The organism is Kitasatospora sp. NPDC088548, from assembly GCF_044753005.1.
Taxonomy (GTDB): Bacteria; Actinomycetota; Actinomycetes; order Streptomycetales; family Streptomycetaceae; genus Kitasatospora.
In genome coordinates this window covers 127,838-148,834 of sequence record NZ_JBIVMI010000017.1, presented here as the reverse complement: position 1 = coordinate 148,834, position 20,997 = coordinate 127,838, and the positions used below count along the sequence as shown (strand labels likewise).

Sequence of the window (20,997 nt, the reverse complement as noted above, 5' to 3'; positions counted from 1 at the left end):
TGCTTTTTTTTTTAACCGGGCCGCCCCCGCAAAACTCGCCCCGCACCCCCTGCCCCCCCGAGCGCCCCCGCGGCCCCCCCCCCCCCCCCCGGGGGGCGGGGGGCCCCCCCCCCCGCTGCCGTACGACCGCCGAGGCTCGAACACCCGGCGGCCCGGGGATCAGACCTCGGTCGGACCCCCCGTGGCGAGGGAGCGCTCGGCGGCGGCCAGGATCTCCACCACCCGCAGGCCGAAGGCGGCGTCACAGGCGTGCCGCTCACCGGTGCGGGCGCTGTCCCGCAGGGCGTCGAGGGCCCGGTGGAGGGCGCGGATCGGGCCTTCGCCGCGTTCCGGCAGCTGGACGACGCCGCTGGTACCGCGCAGTTCCATGCCGGTGCCGCCGGCGGCGAGCGGAGCGGTCAGGCTGAGGGCGAGGGTGCTGGACGCGCCGCCGGTGTGCCGAAGGACGAGGTGGAGGGTGTCCAGTGGGCCGGACACGGCCGTCACCTGGGTGGCGTCGCCCATCACCGGCAGCAGGACGGAGAGCGCGTGCGGGCCGACGTCCCAGAGGGCGCCCTTCTCCTGCCGCCACGGCGAGGCCGCGTACGGGCTGCTGCTGCCGGGGGCGAAGACCGAGCCGAGCCAGTCGGAGCGGGCGGTGAACCAGCCACCGACGGCGGCCTGCTTCTCGATCCACGGCATCTGGTCGCCGCCGAAGCGGACGGTGAAGAAGACCACCGAAGCCACCTCGTTGGCCTCCACCGCCCGGACCACCCGCCGGGCGTCGGGCACGGTCAGCGCGACCGGCTTGTCCAGCAGCAGGTGGCAGCCTGCCTCTGCGGCGCGCACCGCGAGGTCGGCCTGGACGGCCGGGGGCAGCGCGATGGAGACGGCGTCGACCTCGGCGAGCAGCCGGTCGAGGTCGGGGTACCCGGGAACGCCGTGCGCCTCGCCGAGCGCGGCGGCCGCCTCGGGGCGGCGGCCCCAGACTCCCGCGAACTCCCACCCGGGGTGCTCCGCCAGTACGGGTGCGTGCACCCGTTCCGCCCAGGGGCCGGTGCCCAGCAGTCCGATCCGCACGTTTCCTCGCTCCTTGCTCTGGTCCTCACCCCCCGGGATTCCCACCCCACCCGGGATCCCGTCCCCGGGCCCCGGCCCCGGTGGTTCAGCGCTGCACGCGAACCAGCGTGAAGCCGTCGTAGCCCTTGCCGCCGACCGTCTGCACGGACGTTCCGGAGACCCGCGGTTCGGCCGCGATCAGGTCGTGCAGCCGCCGGGTGCCGACGACCGACGGGTCGGTGCTCGCCGCGTCGGCGACGGCACCGCCGCGCACCACGTTGTCGACGATGATCAGCGAGCCCGGCCGGGTCAGCTTCAGCGCCCACGCGAAGTACTCCGGGTTGCCCCGCTTGTCCGCGTCGATGAAGACCAGGTCGAACGGCTCGGCGCCGTCCGCCACCAGCGCGGCGAGCGAGTCGGCGGCGGGGCCCAGCCGAACCTCGGCGACCTTGTCCAGACCGGCCCGGGCGAGGTTCCCCCGGGCGACCCCTGCGTGCTTCGGGTCGATCTCCAGGGTGATCAGCGTGCCGTCGGCGGGCAGCGCGCGGCCCAGCCAGATCGCGCTGTAGCCGCCGAGCGTGCCGACCTCCAGGATCCGCCGGGCGCCCTGGGTGAGGGCCAGCAGGTGCAGCAGCTTGCCCTGGTTGGGCGCGACCGCGATGTGCGGCAGGCCGGCCTCGTCGGCGGCGGCCACCGCCGCGTCCAGCACCGGGTCGTCGCCGACCAGACGCTCCGCGAAGTACGCGTCCACCGCGTTCCACGTCTGCTGGGTCATACCGTCCTCCACCTGCCGGGTTGTCGGTCACCGCCGGGACAGTCCCCGATGCTATCCCGGCGTGCCGACAACCCCTCGGCGGCGGCTCGTCAGTCCGCCGCGCGCACGGCGGGCGCGGACTCGGACTCCGCGGCGGCGGACTCGGCCGCGGCGGCGTCCTCGGCCTCGTGCGCGGCGCGGGCCTTGGCGGCCCGGCGCTTCATCAGCCACGCCGAGAAGGCGCCGCCGACCGCGGCCAGCAGCAGACCGACCCACGAGAACCGCGACAGCCACTGCTCGGCGACCTTGCCGACCTGGTACACCAGCAGCGTGGTGCCGCCGGCCCAGACCACGCCGCCCAGCACGTTGGCGATCAGGAACTTCCAGTACGGCATCTTCAGCGCGCCCGCGAGCGGCCCGGCGAAGATGCGCAGCAGGGCGATGAAGCGGCCGAAGAAGACCGCCCACATGCCCCACTTCTGGAACGAGCGCTCGGCGCTGGCCAGATGGTCTGGGCCGAAGTGCCTGGGGAACTTCCGCCCGAGCTTCTCGAACAGCGGCTTGCCCCCCTTGCGGCCGATCGAGTAGCCGATCGAGTCGCCGATGATCGCCCCCAGGATCGCGCAGACGGCCACCCAGACCGGGCTGACCACGCCCCGTGCGGACAGCAGCGCCGCCGACACCAGCGCGATCTCGCCGGGCAGCGGGATGCCCAGGGACTCCAGCCCGATGATCAGCGCGACCAGGGCGTACACCGCGCCCGGTGGGACGCTCTCGATCCAGGCGTCGATGTGCAAGGCCAGTACCTCCGTGGCAGGACGAGACTTCGCGGCAGAACGAACCGACGCCCGGCCGGTGGTCTCGACAATGATCCGATGGCGGCACCAGGCCGCTCCCCGAAAGGGCAGCCTAACGTGCCGGGCGGCCTGTCCCCCCGGCCGACAACCCCCGATTACGACGTACGGCGACCCGCCATGGTTCCAGCCGCCCGGTTCGGGTCTGCGCAGCTCAGACCGGTTCGGGTCCGGCGAAGCGCAGGAGGCGGGAATCGCGCCGGGACCCGGTGCGCCGCCGCGACATCGCCCCCCGGTGGCCGACCGGGCGCCCGGAGAGCCGATCCGGCTCCCACCCCCGTGGTATGCGGGGGGCCGGTGGGTCAGGGCCGCCAGGCCGGGGCGGTGGCGATCACCTTGAGCTGCTCAAGGCTGAGCGCCGGTGTCCCGGGGCGGGCGGTGTACCCGTTCTCGCCGTTCCACTCGTTGATCTCGACCTTTCGGCCGTCCGGGTAGTAGACCGCGGCCGACCAGTGCAGGACCGTGTCGACCGCCGTCTTGCCGTTCCCGAAGCTGTTGGTGACGACGGTGCTGCCGTCGGCCCGCCGCTCCCGCACCGCCAGCGGCCCGGCCGAGCCCGTCGACTCGGCGTACTCCTTGTCCTCGATGCCCCGCCGGCCCGGCTCGGTGACGCTCACCGCGAGCATGCTGGTGCGACCCTCGTACGTCACCGTGAGGTGCGGTCCGCTCCCGCCCTCGTGTCCGGACGGCACGGCGCCCGGCGGCAGCAGCGGGACGAGCGTCGCGAGCAGTTCCTCCGCCTTCGGGCCGGGCTCGGGAGCCGGCGGCCTGGGCGGGTTGTCCCGCGCCGGCAGCGCGTCGAAGAGCCGTTCCCAGGCGGGTGCGGTGACCAGGGCGCGCAGTTGGTCGGCGTCGAGCGGCGGGTCCTCCCGGGCGGGTGTGACCGACTCCTCGCTGTGCTCGATGATCTGCACCCGGCGGCCGTCCGCCGCCGCCCAGGTCGCGCGCCACTCCCGGCGGCCCTCGTTGTTCGGGTCCCGCAGCTTGTCGATCACCAGCGCGGAACCGTCCGGGGCGATCGTGCGCTCGCAGGAGTCCTGCGGCCCGTTGAACGGATCCATGCAGACGGCGGCCGCGCCCGGGGTCAGCTCGGTGCGGTCGACGGTGTAGGACATGGCGCTCTCCCCCTTGCCGTCGTCGTAGAAGAGGCCGCCGTCGGTCCGGTACCTGTCCCCGGTCGGACCGGGCACGCCGGGCGTCTCGGCGTATGTGACCCGGACCTTCCCCTGCGGAAGCAGCGAGGTGATCAGCTCCACCACCTCCTCGGAGGTCATCGGCCGCACCGGCTCGACGGCCGGCCGGGCCGCGTCCGCCCCGATGCCGCCGCCGAATGCCGCGAGGCTTCCGGCGGCCAGGACCACGACCGCCAGCCCACTGGCCAGCACCGCCCGCCGCTGGTTGCGCCGGCGCCGGCCGCGCCGCTCGGCATCGGCGGCGAGCGTGTGCAGCGCCGATTCCGGCGCCAAGGCCGCCGCGCCGCGCAGGGCCAGGGCGAAGTCGTCTTCAAAGGACATGGCCGTGCACCGCCTTCTCGCTGGTGGAGTCCGTTGCCGCACGACCGGCCCCGGCCGGAGCCGGGCCGCGGCCGGGGCCATCGCTGTTGCCGCCGTCGTTGTCGTCATCGCCGAGACTGTCGCCGAGGGCCGCGCGCATCCGGGCCAGCGCCCGGCTGCTGCGCGAGCGCACCGCCGCACTGCTCAGCTGCAGCACGGCGGCCGTCTCCTCCACACTGCGGTCCTCCCAGAACCGCAGGACCAGCACCGCGCGGTCCTGCGCCGGTATCCCGCCCAGCGCCCGCAGCAGCGTCAGCCGCAGCGCCGGGTCCGGCCCGTCCACGGCGATCTCCGGGAAGGTGCTGGTCACCCGCTCCGAACTGCTGCGCCGCCTGCGGTACGACAGGAAGGTGTTGACCAGCACGGTCTGGGCGTAACCGCTCGGGTTGTCGAGCCGAACGACCTTGCGCCACCTCACGAAGATCCGCCCAAGCGCCTCCTGGACGAGGTCCTCGGCCAGGTGGGCGTCACCGCCGGTGAGCAGGAAGGCAGTACGCAGCAGATGCCGCCCCCTGGACGCGGCGAAGGCCGGGAAGTCGGGCGGCACCGGCTCGGCCGGCTGCTCGGCGCTCGTTGTGTGATCCATGCTCTTCTAACGCCGTTGACCGACGGTCATGTGGCACACCGGTGGAAGGAAGTTCACACCTCCGCCCCGCCCCCGCTGGAACCCGGCCCAGCCACGCGTCGTCGCGGGCGGCCAGATCTTCGATCCGGTCCTGCCGCCGACCTTCGCGGCCCAGCCCACGAACTCGTGATCGACTCGACGCAGTGCGCCTCCGCAGGCAGCACCGATGTCGGCCACGAGTTCGGCGCCGGCGTCAACGGGCTGAACGAAGATGTGGTGCAGGGCACCCACTGCCGGACTCCTGGGGGTACCTGACGTCGTAGTTGTCACCGATGACCGGTCCGACGGCCCGGCGGTGGGCAGGTCACGGTCCGTGGCGACACACCGGATCCGGTCGGCGGCCGGGTCCTGGCCGCCGCCTCTGGTGGAAGCCTCGCGCGTGGGAACGGGATCCGCGCGCGCCGACCCGCCGGTTACGACCGCTCGGGCCGCTCGGCGAAGTCCAGGACGGTGACCGAGGGGCGACGGGTGGCCAGCGGCGGGACGGTGAGCGCGAGCGGCAACAGGGCGCCGACCAGCCCGCGCCCGCCGGTCGGCCGGACGTCCCGTACCGCGGCCACCGCCGGACCGGCGGTGCGGAGCTTGTCCCGCTCACCCGCGTCCATCGCCCATGGCATCGGGGGCGCCTGGTAGTCGTGGCTGCGCATCTTTCCGCTCAGGGTGAGTCGGCTGAACCAGCGCGGCACGGCGTCCAGTACCAGGGAGCCGCCCGGGAACCGCTCGGCACAGCCCGCGATCAAGGTCCGCACCTGGGCCGGCTGGAGGTACATCAGCAGGCCCTGCGCGGTGACCAGTACCCCATGGTTGCGGTCCACCTCCTCGGTCCAGCCCAGCTCGGTGGCGTCGGCGGCCAGATAGCGCTGCCGCGGCCCGGGCGGCAGCAGTTCCTCGCGCAACGCCACCGCCTCGGGCAGGTCAACGGTGAGCCACTGGGCCCTGCCGTTGTCGACCCGCCAGTACTGGGTCTCCAGCCCCTCCCCGAGGCAGACGACGGTGCCGCGCGGCTCCCGGGCCAGGAAGTCGGCCACCTCGCGGTCGAAGCAGGCCGCCCGCAGTGCCTGGAGCTGGGAGAGGAGCGCGCCGTGGCCGAACCGCTCCGCGAACGGGTAGTCGATCCGCTCCACGAGCTCGACGGCCTTCGGGTCCGGGAGCACCGTGTCGGGCCGCTGGGCCTCCACCGCCCGGTGCCACAGCGTCCACAGCGCCGTCTCCGGTACCGCCTCCAGCTCGGGCCGCTCCACGCTGCTCATCACTCGCTCCCTCGGAGGTGGTCCTGCCATGGACCCGCCGATTCTGACACCCCCGGCGGGCAAACCCGGCGCGCGGCCACGCGGCGCGCCGTGTCAGCGCCCCGGGACGCGGGCGCGCGCCGGGCCGGGCACTCCCCCGGCTCCCCCGCGCTCACCCGACGCTGAACGCACCGTCCGGCGGTGGCGGGGAGGGCCGGGCGGTGGCGTCGGTGACCGCCGGGGTGCGGCCGGTGAAGGCCGCGAGGTCGGCGCCGTCGGTGAGCCGGGCCGGGAAGATGTCGGCGGCCAGCCGACGGCCGAGATCGGCCACCGGGAGCGGCCGGGCGGAGCCGACCAGCAGGATGTTGCCGTAGCGGCGGCCACGCAGCACCGGCGGTTCGGCGATCAGGCAGGTCTGCGGGAAGACCGCGCGCAGCGTCGCGGCCTGGGCCCGGGCGAAGGCCAGCGGCGGGCCGTCCGCCAGGTTGGCGGCGTAGCAGGCGTCGGGGCGCAGCACGGCGGCCGCCAGGCGGAGGAACTCGACCGAGGTGAGGTGCGCGGGGGTGCGGGAGCCGTGGAACACGTCGGCGACCACGAGGTCCAGGGAGGCGGCGGGCAGGTCCGCGAGCGCCGCCCGGGCGTCGCCGACCGTGGCCGTGATGTCCACGCCCGGGCCCTGCCAGGGTAGGTGCTCCTCGACCAGGGCGAGCAGCGGGCCGTCCACCTCGACCACGTGCTGGCGCGAGCCGGGGCGGGTGGCGGCGAGGTAGCGGGGGACGGTGAGGGCGCCGCCGCCGAGGTGGAGCGCGTCGAGCGGCCGGCCGGCGGGGGCCAGGGCGTCGGCGAGGTGGCCGATCCGCTGGGTGTACTCGAATTCGAGGTGGGTGGGGTCGCCGAGGTCCACGTAGGACTGCGGGGTGTCGTCCAGGGTGAGCAGCCAGCCGCCGTCGTGGTCGATGTCGGGCATCAGCCTGGCCCGGCCGAGGTCGGTCGTGCGGGCGACCGGCACGGGCTCCGGCGCGGTCACGCCGCCTCCGGGAGGGCGGCGGGTCCGAGGAAGGCGCCGGAGCGGGCGGCCCGCACGGCGGTGACCAGGGGTGATGGGCGGGGAGTCGGCGGGCGGCGGCTCCCCGCGACGGCGTTTCGCGGCATGTCGGCAGCATAGGCCCCTGGTCCGGCGCCGGTGCCACGCCGCCGGCTACCGGCCGGTATCGTCGGTGCCCCGGCGGATTATGGATCCGGTCACGGCAGGTCAGAGCAGAGATTGGGTGCGGCGGACGTGGAGTTCCAAGAAGACATCCTGGGTGCCCCCTACGAGGCGGCCGAGCTTCCGCTCACCCCCGACGAGGAGGGCGCCGTCAGCGCGACCCTGGTCAGGCGGCTGGTGCCCGGCTCGGAGCGGGCCGTGCTCTACATCCACGGCTACACCGACTACTTCTTCCAGACCAATCTCGCCGACCACTTCGTCGCGGCGGGCTTCTCCTTCTACGCCCTGGACCTGCGCAAGTACGGCCGCTCGCTGCGCCCGCACCAGTCGCCGAACCTCATTCTCGACCTCGCCGCCTACGACGAGGAGCTGGACGAGGCGGTCCGGATCATCCGGGACGTCGACGGCCACTCCCGGCTGCTGGTCAACGGGCACTCCACCGGCGGGCTGATCGCCTCGCTCTGGGCCTCCCGGCGGTCCGGGCGCGGGCTGGTGGACGGCCTCTTCCTGAACAGCCCGTTCCTGGCGATGCCCGCCGCCCCGGCCGTCCGCACCCTCGGCGGACCCGCCGTCGAGGCGATCGGGCGGATCGCCCCCACCCGGGTGCTGCCCAGCGCGCTCAACCCGCACTACGTGCACAGCCTGCACCGGGACCACCGCGGCGAGTGGGACTTCGACCTGCGCCTCAAGCCCGCCGAGGGCTTCCCGCTGTACGCCGGCTGGCTCGCCGCCGTCCAGCGCGGGCAGCGGCGGGTCGGCCGCGGCCTCGTGATCGACTGCCCCGTGCTGCTGATGGCCTCCACCGCCTCCGTCGCCACCAGCAAGTGGCACGCCGCACTGCACCACGCCGACGCCGTGCTGCGCGCCGACGACATCGCGGCCGTCGGCCCGCGCCTGGGCCGCCATGTCACCACCGTCCGGATCAAGGGCGGTATGCACGACCTCGTCCTGTCCGGCGAGGCCGCCCGGACCGAGGTCTTCACCGAGCTCGACCGCTGGACGGGCGCCTACTTCCCGGGGCTGCCCGGGTAGGTCCCCGGCCGGGGGCGGGAGAGGATCCCGCCCCCGGCGAGCGGCACCCGGGACCGGCGGCCGGTCACGCCCCGCTACCACCGCCAGCACGGCCGGACCACACTCCCGGGTGAACGACGCGCTCGCGCGAGCATCCGCTTTTCGGCCACCGTCCCACCTATCGGACCGCCGGGCGGCCTCGCGGACACCCCCAGCCCTCCCCGGCCCGGCGCCCTCCCACGCCACGCCACCGGGGCGCACATCTCCCGGCGCCCCGCGGCAGCGCCGCGCCGCCCGGGACCGGCCGTGGCGCGCGGACCCGGAGCAGCACGGGATGTCTGGCGGAAACGCGGGAGATCTCGACCTGGGCTGACGGAAAAATATCTTGCCCGGCCATCGCTCCGAGTGAAAACGTGACCACGTTCCGTATTGATCATGCGGCTGTCGGCGCCGTGCTGCGGTCGATTATCGGTGAGGTGGCAGGCTTGACGGAGATTCAGCATCTGGCGAAGGTCTACAGTGACCGCGCCTACGTGCACACGACGACCGTCCGGCACCAGGGCAGCACGGTCGCGTTCGCGATGGACGATCAACGGCGCATCGTCTACACGGTGCTGGACCTGTCGCAGCACGACGAGGCGCGCGGGGAGGCCGACGCGGCCTACTGGTCGGAGAACCCGCTGCCGCTGCGCTTCCCCGGCGAGATCGCCCGGGTCGGCTACGCCGTCGCCGGAGCGGTCCGGATGCCCGCCGTCAAGCGCGGCGGCCGGGTCGAGGCGGACCGGGCCGAGCGGCTCGACGAGGACGAGCTGGACGCCTTCCTGTCCAGCACGGCCCGGCTCGGTGCCGCCGCGCCGTTCCACGTCGTCTCCGACGGCACCCACCTGTACGTCCTGCGCCAGTCCGTCCGGGCCGACCACCAGGACATGGTCTTCCGGCTGGCCGACGGCAGCTCGTCCTCGGCCGAACCGGCGCGCAGCGACTACCTCATCGGCACCGGCGGGGCCAGGGCCGCGGTGGTCGATGCCACCCTGCTCTGCGACCGTTTCGTGCTGACCGGCGGCGAGTTGAAGCCGGTGCTGGAGGTCCGCTACCGGCGCAGCCGCCACAAGGGCCGTCCCGACTCCGCCAAGGACAGCCTCGGCACCCGGGACATGGAGGGCCGGGCGTTCCACGAGCCCACCCAGGAGCTGTCCTTCGTCCGCAACCTCTCCGGCGGCCGGTTCACCGCGCTGCTGGTGCCCACCGCGGTGCACGGCCGGGAGCGCTGGCAGCTCTTCGCGCACAACGACGCCACCGGGCGGATCGACGGCTTCAGCGTCGAGCGCGGCCGCGACGGCCTGTTCAACACCCAGGGCTCGCAGGCCTGGACCAGCCCCGACGAGCGCTACCGCGACGCCGTCCACGAATCCGCCCCCGGCAGCTGCCCGTTCACCGGCCGGCCGCTGGTACCGGTGGTGAGCGGGAGCGGCCACGCCGAGACGGCCCTGCGTTTCGACGGCGCCGACGACGTGGCCGAGCTTCCGGGCACCGCCCTCCAGCTCGCCGACTCCGACTTCACGGTGGAGTTCTGGGCCAGGCGCACCGCGACCGGCGGCCGCGAGGACTTCCTGGTCGGGCACGGCGCCGCCGCCGGTGCCCGGTTGCGCAGCCTGCACATCGGCTTCCGCTCGGACGACACCTTCGCCTTCGCCTTCTACGCCGACGACCTGAACACCGCTCAGCGCACCACCGACACCGACTGGCACCACTGGGCCTGCGTCTTCGTCCGCGCCACCCGCGGGCAGATCGTCTACCGCGACGGCGTCGAACTCGGGCGCCGGACCACCGAGATGCCGTACGCCGGTCTCGGCCCGCTGACCCTGGGGCGCGCCCTCGGCTCGTACGGCCGCGCCGAGCTGGACGAGGTCCGGGTCTGGAACCGCCCCCGCGGCGGCGAGGAGATCGCCGCCGACCGCAACCGCCGCCTGATCGGCAACGAGCCGGGGCTGGCCGTCTACTACCGCTTCGACGAGGGCCGGGGCGACAAGCTGTACGACCAGACCGACAACGCCCGGCACGCCGCCCTGCGCGGCGGTCCGGCCTGGATCACCTCCGAGGCCCCGATCGGCGAGAACCCCGGGGTGCGCCGCGACAGCTTCGCCCTCACCGGGCGCCGCGTGGTCTCCGGTCTCTCCGCCGTACTGCACCACCAGCAGGAGACCGCGCCCGCCGGGTACGACGGCACGGCCAGGCTCGTCAAGCGCCAGGCCCGGGTGCTGCTCGCCTGCGCCACCGGCGGGCCCGACCCGGTGAGCGGCCAGGCCACCGACGAGGCCTACCTCGCCACCCTCGACCTGGGCGTCGGGCGGGACGGCCGCCTGGCCGAGATCCCGGACCAGCTGACCCTGCCGGTGCTCGCCGCCCCCGAGTCCAGCGGCACCGTGGACGCGGTCGGCGACCTGGACGCCCAGGTGGCCCGGCTGGTCCGGGACGTGGCCGGCTCCGAGGCGGAGATCGCCCGCCTCCAGCAGGAGACGGCCGAGATCCCGGAGCTGGAGCGCCGGCGCGCCGCGCTGAGGGCCGGCCAGGAGGACGATCCCACCCTCTGGCGCTACCGGCTGCGCTTCAAGCTGCCCAAGGACGGCAAGGACCAGTACCTCGCGGTGGAGAGCGACCGCAGGGACGCGACGGCCCCGCTGGTCCGCACCGCCAACCGGACGGCCGCCTCCGCGCTGTGGACCTTCGAGCCCACCGGCACCAACCTCAACGGCGTCACCTGCTACTTCCTGCGGAACGTCAACTCCGGTCTGGACATGAACCTCTCCGGCGGCAAGACCGACAACGACACCCCGCTGATCCAGTACCGCCGGGAGGCCGACAACGACGCCACCCACTTCGCGCTGGACACCTGGAACGGCCGCGGCCTGGTGGTCCGCCGCAGCGGGAAGCTGGTCGCCGCCCGGGACAGCCAGGGCGACCGCATCGTGCAGTACGACTACGGGACGGCGAACGCCTCCGGCGAGGGCCTCGTCGTCCTGGAGCGGGACGGCGCCTCCGGCAGGCCCGGAGCCACCGCCGACCAGCGGAACCAGGAGATCCTGGAGCTCGACAACCGGCTGCTGACCCTCGCCGGCAAACAGGAGGCGCTCGGCCGCCACCGCCGCGACCTGCCGGCCCGCCAGGCCCTGCTGGCCGCCAAGCGGGAGGAACTGGGCCGGCTCACCGGCGGGGTGCGCGGCTCCGACGACATCGCCCTCCCGATGCCCCAGCTCGCCGTGGACCGCACCGGGCTCAGCAGCTCCGGCGCGCTGCTCGCCTTCGCCCGCGGCGCCGACCGCCCGTTCCTGCTGGACAGCGCCACCGGCAGCGTGGTGCTCTACTTCCGGGGCGCCAACGGCCAGTTCTTCGCCGGCTACTACGACGCCCAGGTGCTGCGCTCCTCCCGGCAGCTAACCTCCGGCGGCACGGCGGTGGCCTTCACCGCCCGCGACGCGGCCACCGACCTGGCCACCGTGGAGATCACCGTCGGGGCCGGGGACAACCCGGCGCAGGTCAGCCTGACCATCAGCCAGGACGGGCGGAGCGAGCAGTGGTCCCACCTGCCCCGGCGGGCCGAGGACTTCGCCGCCGTCGTCAACGGCGCCGCCGAACAGCCCGTGCCGATCGGCACCGTGCTGCGGATCGACGGCGACGTGGTGCAGTTCAGCGAGGGCACCCTCGCCCCGCTCACCGGCCCCGGTTTCGTCACCGTCGGCGGCCACGGCTTCCGTTTCGAGGGCAGCCACCCCACCGGCAGCAAGTCGCTGCGGCTGGGCGCGGGCGCGGACCGGATGTCGCCCAGGTCCGCGACGACGGCCTGCGCGGCAACCACCTGCGCCTCGGTGCCGAGGCGACCCGTCCGCGCACGGTCCTCTCCAGCGCGCCGGTCTCCACCGACACCGCGCAGGTCCGCTCGGCGCTGGCCGGGATGCGCACCCCGTTCCACGAGACCGTCACCGCCGCCCCGGCGGTGGCCGAGTACGCCGACATGCAGTACGGCGCCCGCGGCGAGGCGTTCGGTGTCCTCAAGCGCGCCTACAGCTATCTGCGGGACGGACGCTGGCACCTGGTCACCGGTTACAAGGTCGGCGAGCTGGTGAGCGAGTGGGTCAGTCAGATCCAGTTCGACCCGCAGCTCGTCGGCTACGTGGAGGGCGCGCCGCCGGTGCCCTCGGAGAACCTCACCGCCGGGCTCACCGACCCCGGCAGCGACACCTTCGAGGGGGCCTCCTCGGTCCAGCTGACCGAGGCCGAGCAGGTGGTGCGTTCGCTGTCGTCGGCCAAGGAGCGCAGCGTGGACGCCGCCTTCGGCTTCGCCCTGTCCAACGAGGTGGACGTCGACATCTGGATGATCACCGCCCCGCTCGGCTTCGGCATCGCCAAGGCCATCGCCAAGGGCGGGGTCTCCGCCGGCGTGCGCGGCAACCTGGAGTTCTCCAACAGCTGGGCCGAGGAGACCTCCGTCTCCCAGGGCGAGAACACCGCCCGCACCACCAAGGTCTCGCTCACCGGCCACTGGGAGGACCCGGGCCGGCTCCTCAACCCCGCCACCGGCCGCCGCTACGTCCCGGCCAACACCGGCTTCGCCGTGGTCCAGTCGCAGACCGCCGACGTCTTCGCCCTGCGCCTGGCGCACAGCGGGGCACTGGTGGCCTACCGCATCCAGCCGAACCCGGACATCCCCAGGGACTGGAACGTCATCCCGTTCCCGATCAACCCCCGCTACACCAAGCAGGGCACCCTGGACGGCACCGTCGGCTTCAACGAACGCGGCAAGGTCGCCGACCCCGACTACCAGGGCACCCGTGAGCGGGGCGAGTACAGCTACTTCAAGCCCCGCGAGGCGTACGCGCTCAAGCGCCGCATCCAGCGCGACCAGCAGCGCCTGCACAGCTACTACGACACCGTCTCCACCGAGACCCACGCCCCGGACCCGACCGCGCAGCGGGCCGGACGGGTGCTCGGCGGCGCGATCGGCGCCGACGCCTCCCCGGCCCAGCGGCGGGAGACCACGGGCAGCGCCACCGGCCAGGGCTTCTCCCGCCGGGACCTGGTCAACACCTACGTCTGGACGGCCGCCGGCGGCTTCTTCGCCGAGACCACCGAGACCACCGACGTGGTCAGCGAGACCACCGCGGGCTCCTACTCCCTGTCGGGCTCGGTCGGCACCTCGATCGGCACCTCCTTCCGGATCGCCGGCATCGGCATCGGCGCCCAGCTGGACGCCTCCGTCGGCGGCGGGATGACCGCCACCCGGGCCCGCGGCAAGGAGGCCACCCGTTCCTTCGGACTGAACGTGGAAGTCGCCCCCGCCGGCGACCTCCAGCGCTACGACCAGGACCGCAAGCCCGTCTTCGACCAGGACGGGCAACCCGTCAAGGTCCCCGGCAAGGTGGACGCCTACCGCTTCCTCAGCTTCTACCTGGGCGAGGACAGCGAGCACTTCGACACCTTCTTCCACAAGGTGGTCGACCCGCGCTGGCTGGAGAACGGCGGCGACCCCGACGCGGCGGCGCTGCGCCAGGCCCGCCAGTCGGACCGCAAGCCGCCGTGCTGGCGGGTGCTGCACCGGGTCACCTTCGTCAGCCGGGTGCTGCCCGCGGTGCCTCCGGCCGGGGCTCCGGCGCTGGAGAAGGCCATGCGCGACGTGGACGTGGAGAGCAACTACGAACTCGTCCGCCGTCTGGACCCGTATGTGAAGGGCGCCGCCACCGGTCTGCCCGAGCTGGCCGAGGCCACCCGCGCCGCCCTCGCCGCCCAGCTGCCCGAACTGCTGCCGCACGCGGCCGAGGTGATCAGCTTCCTCGCGCAGTACTACGGCGTGGAGGGCTGAGCACCTCCGGTGTGCGGTCCCGGGGCGCCCCCGCGGACCCCGGGACCGCACACCGGTACGAGCGCCCCCTGCGAGCGGGCCCCGCAGCCCGTCCTGGCCCCGCGCCCGAATCCGGCGGCCGGTCGCGCCACCCCTCCCCCGCTCCCCGTGCGCCTGCTGTGCGCCCGTGTTCCTGTGGAACGCTACCCGGACCACTGTCACTCCCTGTGCCAGCAAGGCGAGTTGAGGAGTCCGCATGCCACACGGTCACGAGCCGCAGGCCGGCCACACCGATCCGTCCCTCTACCGCACCCCCGCCGAGGCGATCGCCGCGCCACCGGAGAAGCTGGCGTACGTCGCCGGGTTCGACCGGTCCGCGCAGCGGCCGGACGCGCTGATCACCGTCGACACCGACCCGGACTCGCCGAGCTACGGCCGGGTGCTGAACTTCTCGGAACTGCCGGGGCTGGGCGACGAACTGCACCACTTCGGCTGGAACGCCTGCTCCAGCGCGCTCGCGCACGCCTGCCACGAGAACCCGGAGCGGCGCTACCTGCTGCTGCCCGGGCTGCGCTCGTCCCGGCTGCATGTGATGGACACCCGGCCGGACCCGGTGCGGCCCCGGCTGGTCAAGACCGTCCAGGCCGAGGAGCTGGCGGCCAGAGCGGGCTACTCGCGTCCGCACACGCTGCACTGCGGGCCGGACGGCGTGTTCCTCTCCTGCCTCGGCGGGGCGGCGGGCGCGAACGGCCCGGACGGCTCGGACGGTTCCGACGGGCCGGGCGGGGTGGCGCTGCTCGACCACACCACCTTCGACGTGCTGCGCGCCTGGGAGACGGAGCGCGGGCCGCAGCACTTCGCCTACGACGTGTGGTGGCACCTGGGGACCAACGTGGGCATCACCAGCGAGTGGGGAACCCCGTGGATGGTCGAGGACGGGGTCGTCCCGGAGCTGCTGCTGGGCCGCAAGTACGGGCACGCGCTGCACTTCTGGGAGCTGGACTCGGGGCGCCACCTCCAGCGGATCGACCTCGGTGACCAGTACCAGATGGTGCTGGAGCTGCGGCCGGCCCACGACCCGCAGGCCGAGTGGGGGTTCGCCGGGGTGGTAACCAACGTCGAGGACCTCTCCTCCTCGGTCTGGCTCTGGTACCGGGACGGCGCGGCGTTCACCGCGCGCAAGGTGATCGACATTCCGGCCGAGCCGGCGAAGGCCGAGGACCTGCCGCCGGCCCTGCAGCCCTTCGGAGCCGTGCCACCGCTGGTGACCGACATCAACCTGTCGGTGGACGACCGCTGGCTGTACGTCTCGGCCTGGGGCACCGGCGAGCTGTTCCAGTACGACGTGTCGGACCCGTTCCACCCGCGGCTGGCGGGCTCGGTACGACTCGGCGGGGTGACGGCCAGGACGCCGCACCCGGCCGAGCCCGGACGCCCGCTGAGCGGCGGGCCGCAGATGGTCGAGATCAGCCGGGACGGACGGCGGCTCTACCTCACCAACTCGCTGTACGGCTCGTGGGACGACCAGTTCTACCCGGACGGCATCGAGCCGTGGATCATCAAGCTGGACGCCGACACCGACGCGGGCGGGCTCTCGGTCGACCACCGCTTCTTCCCGCACGGCGACGAGTTCCGGGGCCTGCGGGTGCACCAGACCCACCTCGCGGGCGGCGACGCCTCCTCGGACTCGTACTGCTACCGGTAACAAACCCTCGGCGCCGCGGCGGCTCGCCGCGCGGGTGCGTCAGACCCGCCCCAGCACCGGGTCGTGGTGGACGTGCGCGGCGGGCAGGCCGGCGGCGACCAGGCGGGTGCGGACCTCGTCCACCATCCCGGCCGGGCCGCTGACGCAGGCGAGGTGGTCCGCCCAGTCGCCGCTGCGGCTCACCGCGTCGGCGAGCCGTGAGCCCCCGCCCGGGCGGGGGCCGCCGTCGGCGACCGGGATCAGCTCCAACCAGGGCTTGCGGCCGACCAGTTCGGAGAGGTCCGGCCAGTCGTACAGATCGGCCCGGTCCCGGGCGCCGACGAACAGATGGACCCGGCGGCCACGCGGGCGGTGCTCGACCAGCTCCTCGACGATCGCCTTCATCGGGGCGAGCCCGGTGCCGCCGGCCACCAGCAGCAGATCGCGGGTGTCGTCCTCGGGCATCAGCGTGCCGCGCGGCGGGCCCAGGCGCAGCTCGTCGCCGACGGTGGTGCGCTCGACCAGCGCCTCGCTGACCCCGCCCGGGCCGGTGCGGCGGACGTGGAACTCCACCTCGTTGTCCTCGCGCGGGGCGCAGCCCATCGAGTACTGCCGCCAGGTGTGCGGGAGCCGCGGGTGCTCCACGGTGCCGTACTGGCCGGCCCGGTAGGGGTAGGGCTCGCCGGTCCGCACGCGCAGCACGGCCAGGTCGGGGCGGCGGCGTTCGTGGCCGACCACGACCGCGTGCCAGTACGGGGGTTCGGTGAGCGCGGACTCGGCGCCGGCCACCATCGCCCGGACGGCGAAGCGCAGCATCCGGATCCAGGCGGCCTCCAGGCCATCGCTCCACCGGGCGCCGGCGCGGTGGCGGATCGCCTGGCACAACGCTTCCTCGAAGGCCTCGTAGTGGACCGGGCGGACGCCCAGTTTGCGGTGGTCGCGGCCGAGCTGGCTGAGGGTGGCGGCGAGCTGGGCGGGGCGGTCGAGGTGATCGATCAGGTGGTTGAACATCCGTTCCAGATGGGTCTGCTGGAACTCCATGGATTCGGGGAAGAGCGAGCGCAGGTAGGGCCGGCGCCGGAACATGAACGCGTAGAGGTGGTCGATCAGGTCGGCGAGCGGGGTCACCAGCCCGAGGGTGTCCAGGATCAGCCGCTGGTCGGCGGCCGCGTCGAAGCCGTCCGGGTAGCCGCCCTGCGGTCCGGCCGGGTGGCCGGTGGGGCCGGCGGGCGCCGACTGGTCCGGCCCGGTCTGGAAGGACGACGCCGGCGCGAGGATCTGCCGGCGAAGGCGCATGGCGTGGTGGCGCGCGATCAACCGGTCGTACTCGGTGGTGGTGCTGGTGATCTCCATGGCCAGCAGCCTAACCATTCATCAGACACCTTCTGGAAAGCGGATGTTCATGTTCGCCGTCCACTTCCGGACCGGTTCCGGGCAGGGTCGGGCCCTGGGGCTGACAGGTCCAGTAAACGGCCGCCCGCACCGCCCGGAGAAGGGCCGGTGGTCCCGGGAAGACCGGGACCACCGGCCCAACGGGGGGCTCGTGGTGAGGACCCACGGCCCCTTGGGGGCGGGCCGGCGGAGGCCGCCGCCCGGTACGGCGCCCCGCCGCCGGTGCTCTCCCATCACCGGCGGCGGGGCGCCGCGTCGGGTTCCGGCCCGCGTCGCCCGCCGGGGCCGGGTGACGCCGGGGCCGGAGCTCAGGCCCTGGCCGGCGGCCCCACCTCGGCCGGTCCGGCGGTCTTGCCGCGCGCGGCGCGCCGAAGCCGGCGGCGGCGCGGGGGCTGGTCGGGCAGCCAGCCGAAGGCCAGGCAGCTGCCGACCACACCGATGAGCATGCCGAACAGGAAGCCGCCCAGGTTGGAGGTCATCCAGCTGGCCAGCGAGCTCAGCACGGCGAGGACCGAGTAGAACAGCCGCTGGGCCGGGTTGAACAGGATCAGCGCGCCGCAGACCACCATCAGGGCCGGTACCAGGTAGCCGGTCAGCCCCTGCATCCCGATGTGCAGGACGACGGGCAGCGGGGCCCGCAGGGTGAAGAGGATCTCGGCGCCGCCCAGCAGCACCAGCAGACCGCCCCAGAACGGCCGCCGGCCCCGCCAGCCACGCCAGCCCGTTCGGCCGGCCGGGGCCCCAGCGGACGCCGGGGCCCCGGGCTCGACGGCCACCGGCTCGACGGCCTCGGCACCGGCGACACCCGGCACGGTGGCGCTCGGCACGACAGCGCTCGGCACGACGGCTTCGGGCACGGCGGCGTCAGGCACCGGAACCACCGGCTCGACGGCCTCGGCCGCACCGGGCACCGCGCCGTCGGGTACGGGATCGGACACCGTCAGCAGCCCTCCGAGCTGAAGCTCAGCCGCAGGTTGGGCAGCCTGAACGCCCCTGCGGTGGTGGCATAGTTGTGCTGGCGCAGGTTGTGGACGGTGACGGTGTCGGCCTGCTGCCCGAACACACCCGGCAGGCCCTTGACCCCGGCCTTGGTGTAGGTGCTGGCGTCGCCGCCGATCTCGATGTTGGTGAACGACGCGTCACCGGAGAACAGGTCCGAGTCGGTGGTGAGGTCGGTGGCGGTGACGGGGGTGCCCGCGTCGCCGGCCTTGATCAGCAGGTTGATGCCGCCGAGGTCGACGCTCTGGCAGAGCTTGGTGAGCGAGGCGTTCTTGATCGCCGAGACCGCGACCAGGACCTGCCCGCCGGTGTCCCCGGCGTTCGGGCTGTCGTCGATCATGTGGTCCAGGCTGCCGAACTGTTCGAAGCCCACACCGTCGAGGCTGTCGGCGGTGACGGTGAACGGCATTCCGGAGATGGAGAACTGGGCGGCGAGTACACCCTGCGCGGTGAGGGTCATCAGCACGGCGCCGGCAACGACGGCGGGTACCGCCATCAGGGCCGTACGCCGCAGCCGGACCCGGCCTCTGGACCCGGCAGGTGTCCCGGCGGGCGTCCCGGCGGTTTCGGGCGTGGGGGCTGCGTCCTCGGACGTGGCCATGTGTGCTCCCTCGATGAGTGGGATGGGCAGGCACTGGCACGTTGTCCTGGCGCGGACAGCGTTCTGCGGGCCCGACCGGTTCGGACGCCCCTCGGCAGCGGGGCGGGCCGGACGGACCGCAGTTGGGTAACTGGGAAGCTACTGCCCGGTATCCGACGGGTCAATACGGGTGCACGAAGGATCATCGTCCGCCGACGGCACCGCCAGCCGCCGGGCGGCCTCGGCCGGCCCGAGGAAGGTCGCCAGGCAGAACAGGCTCAAGACCAGTAGCAGATCAGGGAGTTCATCCGTCCGGTCGGCATCGATGCGGCGGTGGAGCGCGCTGTAGACACCGCCGACCACCGCATCCACCAACGCCTCCACCGGTACCCCGACCGGCGGTTGGGGTACCTCGACGAAGAACGCCCGGAAGCGGGTGAGGAGTTGGTCGCGCTCGCGACGCCCGGCCGGGCCGACGGCGTCGATCTCGATCACCGCCATGGTGGCGAACGCCGGTACGCCGGCGAGCAGGTAGAGCATCGCGCGCAGCGCCTCACGGATGCCGGAGCACCAGTCGGGCGCCGCCGCGAAGGCGGCCGCCATCCGCCGGATCACCACACCGGTGCCGTGCCGGTGGGCGGCCAGGAAGGCATCCTCCTTGCCGCTGAACAGCTCGTAGAAGACCGGCCTGGTCACCCCGGCGGCGCGGCAGATGTCGCTCACCGTGGCGCGCTGGTAGCCGTGTTCGGCGACGGTGTGGACCAGGCCGTCGAGCAGGCGCTCCCGCTGGGTGGCGGCGACCACGTCCGGCGGCAGCCGGCTCGGTCCTCGCTTGATCGACCGGGCCGGGTCACGCCCGGTGCGGGCACCGGGCAGCAGCGGGGTCCCGTCGCTCCGGACGGTGTTCAGGTCCATGGCCAACTCCTGTACTCTGCCTTGACATTGAAGCAGGGGCTGGTTTACAACACTCGCAGGTTTCCAATCGGACGGCGACGAGCCGCCGGAAACCTCCACGCGTTCCGGCTGTTCAGTACGGCGAACGCATACCCGGCGGTGGCAGCCGTCGACGTGCACCCCCACCGCACTCCCCGCACCACCTCGCACCTCTCTGCACCTTCCTGCACCTTCCTGCACCGCCAGCACCTTCTCGCCGTACGGGCGGGCCCGTGGCGCCGGGCCCGCCGAGTCGCCGTCCACCGTGCCGCACGTCCAACGCCCGTCCGGCGCACGAACGACGCACACCCGCACCGCACCCGCCGTGCTCACGTCGTGCTCACGTCGGCGCGCCCCCCGCCCACGTCCGCACGCACCTCCACGCGTTCCGGCGGGCACCCCACCCGGCTCCTCACGGAGAGAGGCACACCCTCATGCGCATCCGCCGCACCCTCGGTACCGCAGCCCTGGCCGCCGTGGCCCTGGCCACCGCCGCCGTCACCCCCGCCCAGGCCGCCGGCTCCGCCGTGCTGACCTACGGCGGTGCCGGCTCGGCCGGAACCGACGTCCCCGTCGGCGACGTCCTCAGCGCCAACCTGGTCCCCGGCACCTACGCCAGCTTCTACTCCAGCGCGACCGGGACGAGCGGCATCAAGTGCGCCGGCTCCTCCTTCTCCGCGACCGTCACCGCCAACCCGGCCGCGCCGGGCGTCGCCACCGAGCAGCTCAACAGCCAGACCTTCGCCTCCTGCACGTCCAACGTGCTCGGCCTCACCGGCGTGCAGAGCATCACGGTCAACAACCTGCCGTTCACCAACTCGGTGAGCGATGCCGCGGGCAACCCCGTGACGCTCAGCCCGTCCAGCGCGGCCGCGCCGATCCAGACCACCATGGTGCTGAACACCATCCTCGGCACCATCACCTGCGTCTACCGCGCGCCCGGCAGCCTCTCCGGCACCACCAACAACACCGGTAACACCATCGGCTTCGCCTCCCAGGCCTTCAGCAAGTACTCCGGCCCCAGCACCTGCTTCGCCGCCGGCTACTTCACCGCCACCTACGGGCAGGTCCTCGACATCTCCCGCCCGGGCAACCCGCCCATCTGGGTCAACTGACCCTCCCCGGAAAGCGGTAGCGGACCGAAACGGACCGAGCGGCGTGGGGGGGGGGGCCGCGCCCCCCCCCCCGGGGGGGGGCCCCCCCGGCGCCCCCGGGGGGGGGGGCCCGGGGCGGGGGCGGCCCCCCCCCCCCCGGCGCCCCGCCCCCCCCCCCCCCCCCCCCCCCCCCCCCCCCCCCGGGGGGGGG

At 73.8% G+C, this 20,997-nt stretch carries 17 protein-coding genes; 4 read left to right on the top strand and 13 right to left on the bottom strand.

The window, feature by feature from the left end; all coding sequences use genetic code 11:
- Positions 1-159: 159 nt before the first annotated feature.
- The 9 genes from ACIP82_RS22295 to ACIP82_RS22255 all read right to left on the bottom strand — a co-directional run bounded on the left by ACIP82_RS22295 (position 160) and on the right by ACIP82_RS22255 (position 7,205).
- The gene (locus tag ACIP82_RS22295; protein ID WP_400655461.1) at positions 160-1,059 is read right to left on the bottom strand and encodes a Gfo/Idh/MocA family protein; all 900 of its coding nucleotides are present in this window, start codon (positions 1,057-1,059) and stop codon (positions 160-162) included.
- Between the two features lie 85 nt (positions 1,060-1,144).
- Complete coding sequence (locus ACIP82_RS22290; RefSeq protein ID WP_363612052.1) at positions 1,145-1,813, bottom strand: O-methyltransferase; 669 nt, start codon at positions 1,811-1,813, stop codon at positions 1,145-1,147.
- A gap of 89 nt (positions 1,814-1,902) precedes the next feature.
- Positions 1,903-2,589, bottom strand: a complete 687-nt coding sequence (locus ACIP82_RS22285) for a DedA family protein (RefSeq protein ID WP_400655459.1) — start codon at positions 2,587-2,589, stop codon at positions 1,903-1,905.
- Positions 2,590-2,948: 359 nt separating this feature from the next.
- On the bottom strand, positions 2,949-4,160 hold the full coding sequence (locus ACIP82_RS22280; protein ID WP_400655456.1) for a hypothetical protein: 1,212 nt from the start codon (positions 4,158-4,160) through the stop codon (positions 2,949-2,951).
- Entirely contained in the window at positions 4,150-4,785 is a 636-nt protein-coding gene (locus ACIP82_RS22275) for a SigE family RNA polymerase sigma factor (protein ID WP_363612046.1), read from the bottom strand. Before ACIP82_RS22275 ends, ACIP82_RS22280 begins: the two co-directional genes overlap by 11 nt.
- 6 nt (positions 4,786-4,791) lie before the next feature.
- On the bottom strand, positions 4,792-5,055 hold the full coding sequence (locus tag ACIP82_RS22270) for a hypothetical protein (protein WP_400655453.1): 264 nt from the start codon (positions 5,053-5,055) through the stop codon (positions 4,792-4,794).
- Between the two features lie 182 nt (positions 5,056-5,237).
- The gene (locus tag ACIP82_RS22265; protein WP_363612042.1) at positions 5,238-6,074 is read right to left on the bottom strand and encodes a class I SAM-dependent methyltransferase; all 837 of its coding nucleotides are present in this window, start codon (positions 6,072-6,074) and stop codon (positions 5,238-5,240) included.
- Positions 6,075-6,225: 151 nt separating this feature from the next.
- Entirely contained in the window at positions 6,226-7,020 is a 795-nt protein-coding gene (locus tag ACIP82_RS22260) for a spermidine synthase (RefSeq protein ID WP_400655540.1), read from the bottom strand.
- Between the two features lie 56 nt (positions 7,021-7,076).
- Positions 7,077-7,205, bottom strand: coding sequence for a hypothetical protein (locus ACIP82_RS22255; RefSeq protein WP_400655451.1), 129 nt, complete (start codon positions 7,203-7,205; stop codon positions 7,077-7,079).
- A 127-nt stretch (positions 7,206-7,332) separates the two neighbouring features.
- On the opposite strand from ACIP82_RS22255, the gene ACIP82_RS22250 reads away from it, so the two are divergent.
- From ACIP82_RS22250 to ACIP82_RS22240, 3 genes are all read left to right on the top strand, one after another.
- Positions 7,333-8,292, top strand: coding sequence for an alpha/beta hydrolase (locus ACIP82_RS22250; protein ID WP_363612040.1), 960 nt, complete (start codon positions 7,333-7,335; stop codon positions 8,290-8,292).
- A 464-nt stretch (positions 8,293-8,756) separates the two neighbouring features.
- A complete protein-coding gene (locus ACIP82_RS22245) occupies positions 8,757-12,392 on the top strand; it encodes a LamG-like jellyroll fold domain-containing protein (RefSeq protein ID WP_400655447.1) in 3,636 nt (1,211 codons plus the stop codon).
- Positions 12,393-14,360: 1,968 nt separating this feature from the next.
- Positions 14,361-15,809: a selenium-binding protein SBP56-related protein gene (locus ACIP82_RS22240; protein ID WP_363612036.1), complete on the top strand. Its 1,449-nt coding sequence runs from the start codon at positions 14,361-14,363 to the stop codon at positions 15,807-15,809.
- A gap of 39 nt (positions 15,810-15,848) precedes the next feature.
- Here ACIP82_RS22240 and ACIP82_RS22235 read toward each other — a convergent pair whose 3' ends face one another.
- From ACIP82_RS22235 to ACIP82_RS22220, 4 genes are all read right to left on the bottom strand, one after another.
- Complete coding sequence (locus tag ACIP82_RS22235) at positions 15,849-17,141, bottom strand: globin domain-containing protein (protein WP_400655444.1); 1,293 nt, start codon at positions 17,139-17,141, stop codon at positions 15,849-15,851.
- Positions 17,142-17,488: 347 nt separating this feature from the next.
- Positions 17,489-17,956 (bottom strand): DUF6114 domain-containing protein, encoded by a 468-nt coding sequence (locus ACIP82_RS22230; RefSeq protein ID WP_400655538.1) that lies wholly within the window; start codon positions 17,954-17,956, stop codon positions 17,489-17,491.
- Between the two features lie 164 nt (positions 17,957-18,120).
- Positions 18,121-18,780 (bottom strand): DUF6230 family protein, encoded by a 660-nt coding sequence (locus ACIP82_RS22225; RefSeq protein WP_363612032.1) that lies wholly within the window; start codon positions 18,778-18,780, stop codon positions 18,121-18,123.
- Positions 18,781-18,918: 138 nt separating this feature from the next.
- On the bottom strand, positions 18,919-19,674 hold the full coding sequence (locus ACIP82_RS22220; protein WP_400655441.1) for a TetR/AcrR family transcriptional regulator: 756 nt from the start codon (positions 19,672-19,674) through the stop codon (positions 18,919-18,921).
- Positions 19,675-20,126: 452 nt separating this feature from the next.
- On the opposite strand from ACIP82_RS22220, the gene ACIP82_RS22215 reads away from it, so the two are divergent.
- Complete coding sequence (locus ACIP82_RS22215; RefSeq protein ID WP_363612028.1) at positions 20,127-20,807, top strand: Tat pathway signal sequence domain protein; 681 nt, start codon at positions 20,127-20,129, stop codon at positions 20,805-20,807.
- Positions 20,808-20,997 lie beyond the last annotated feature (190 nt).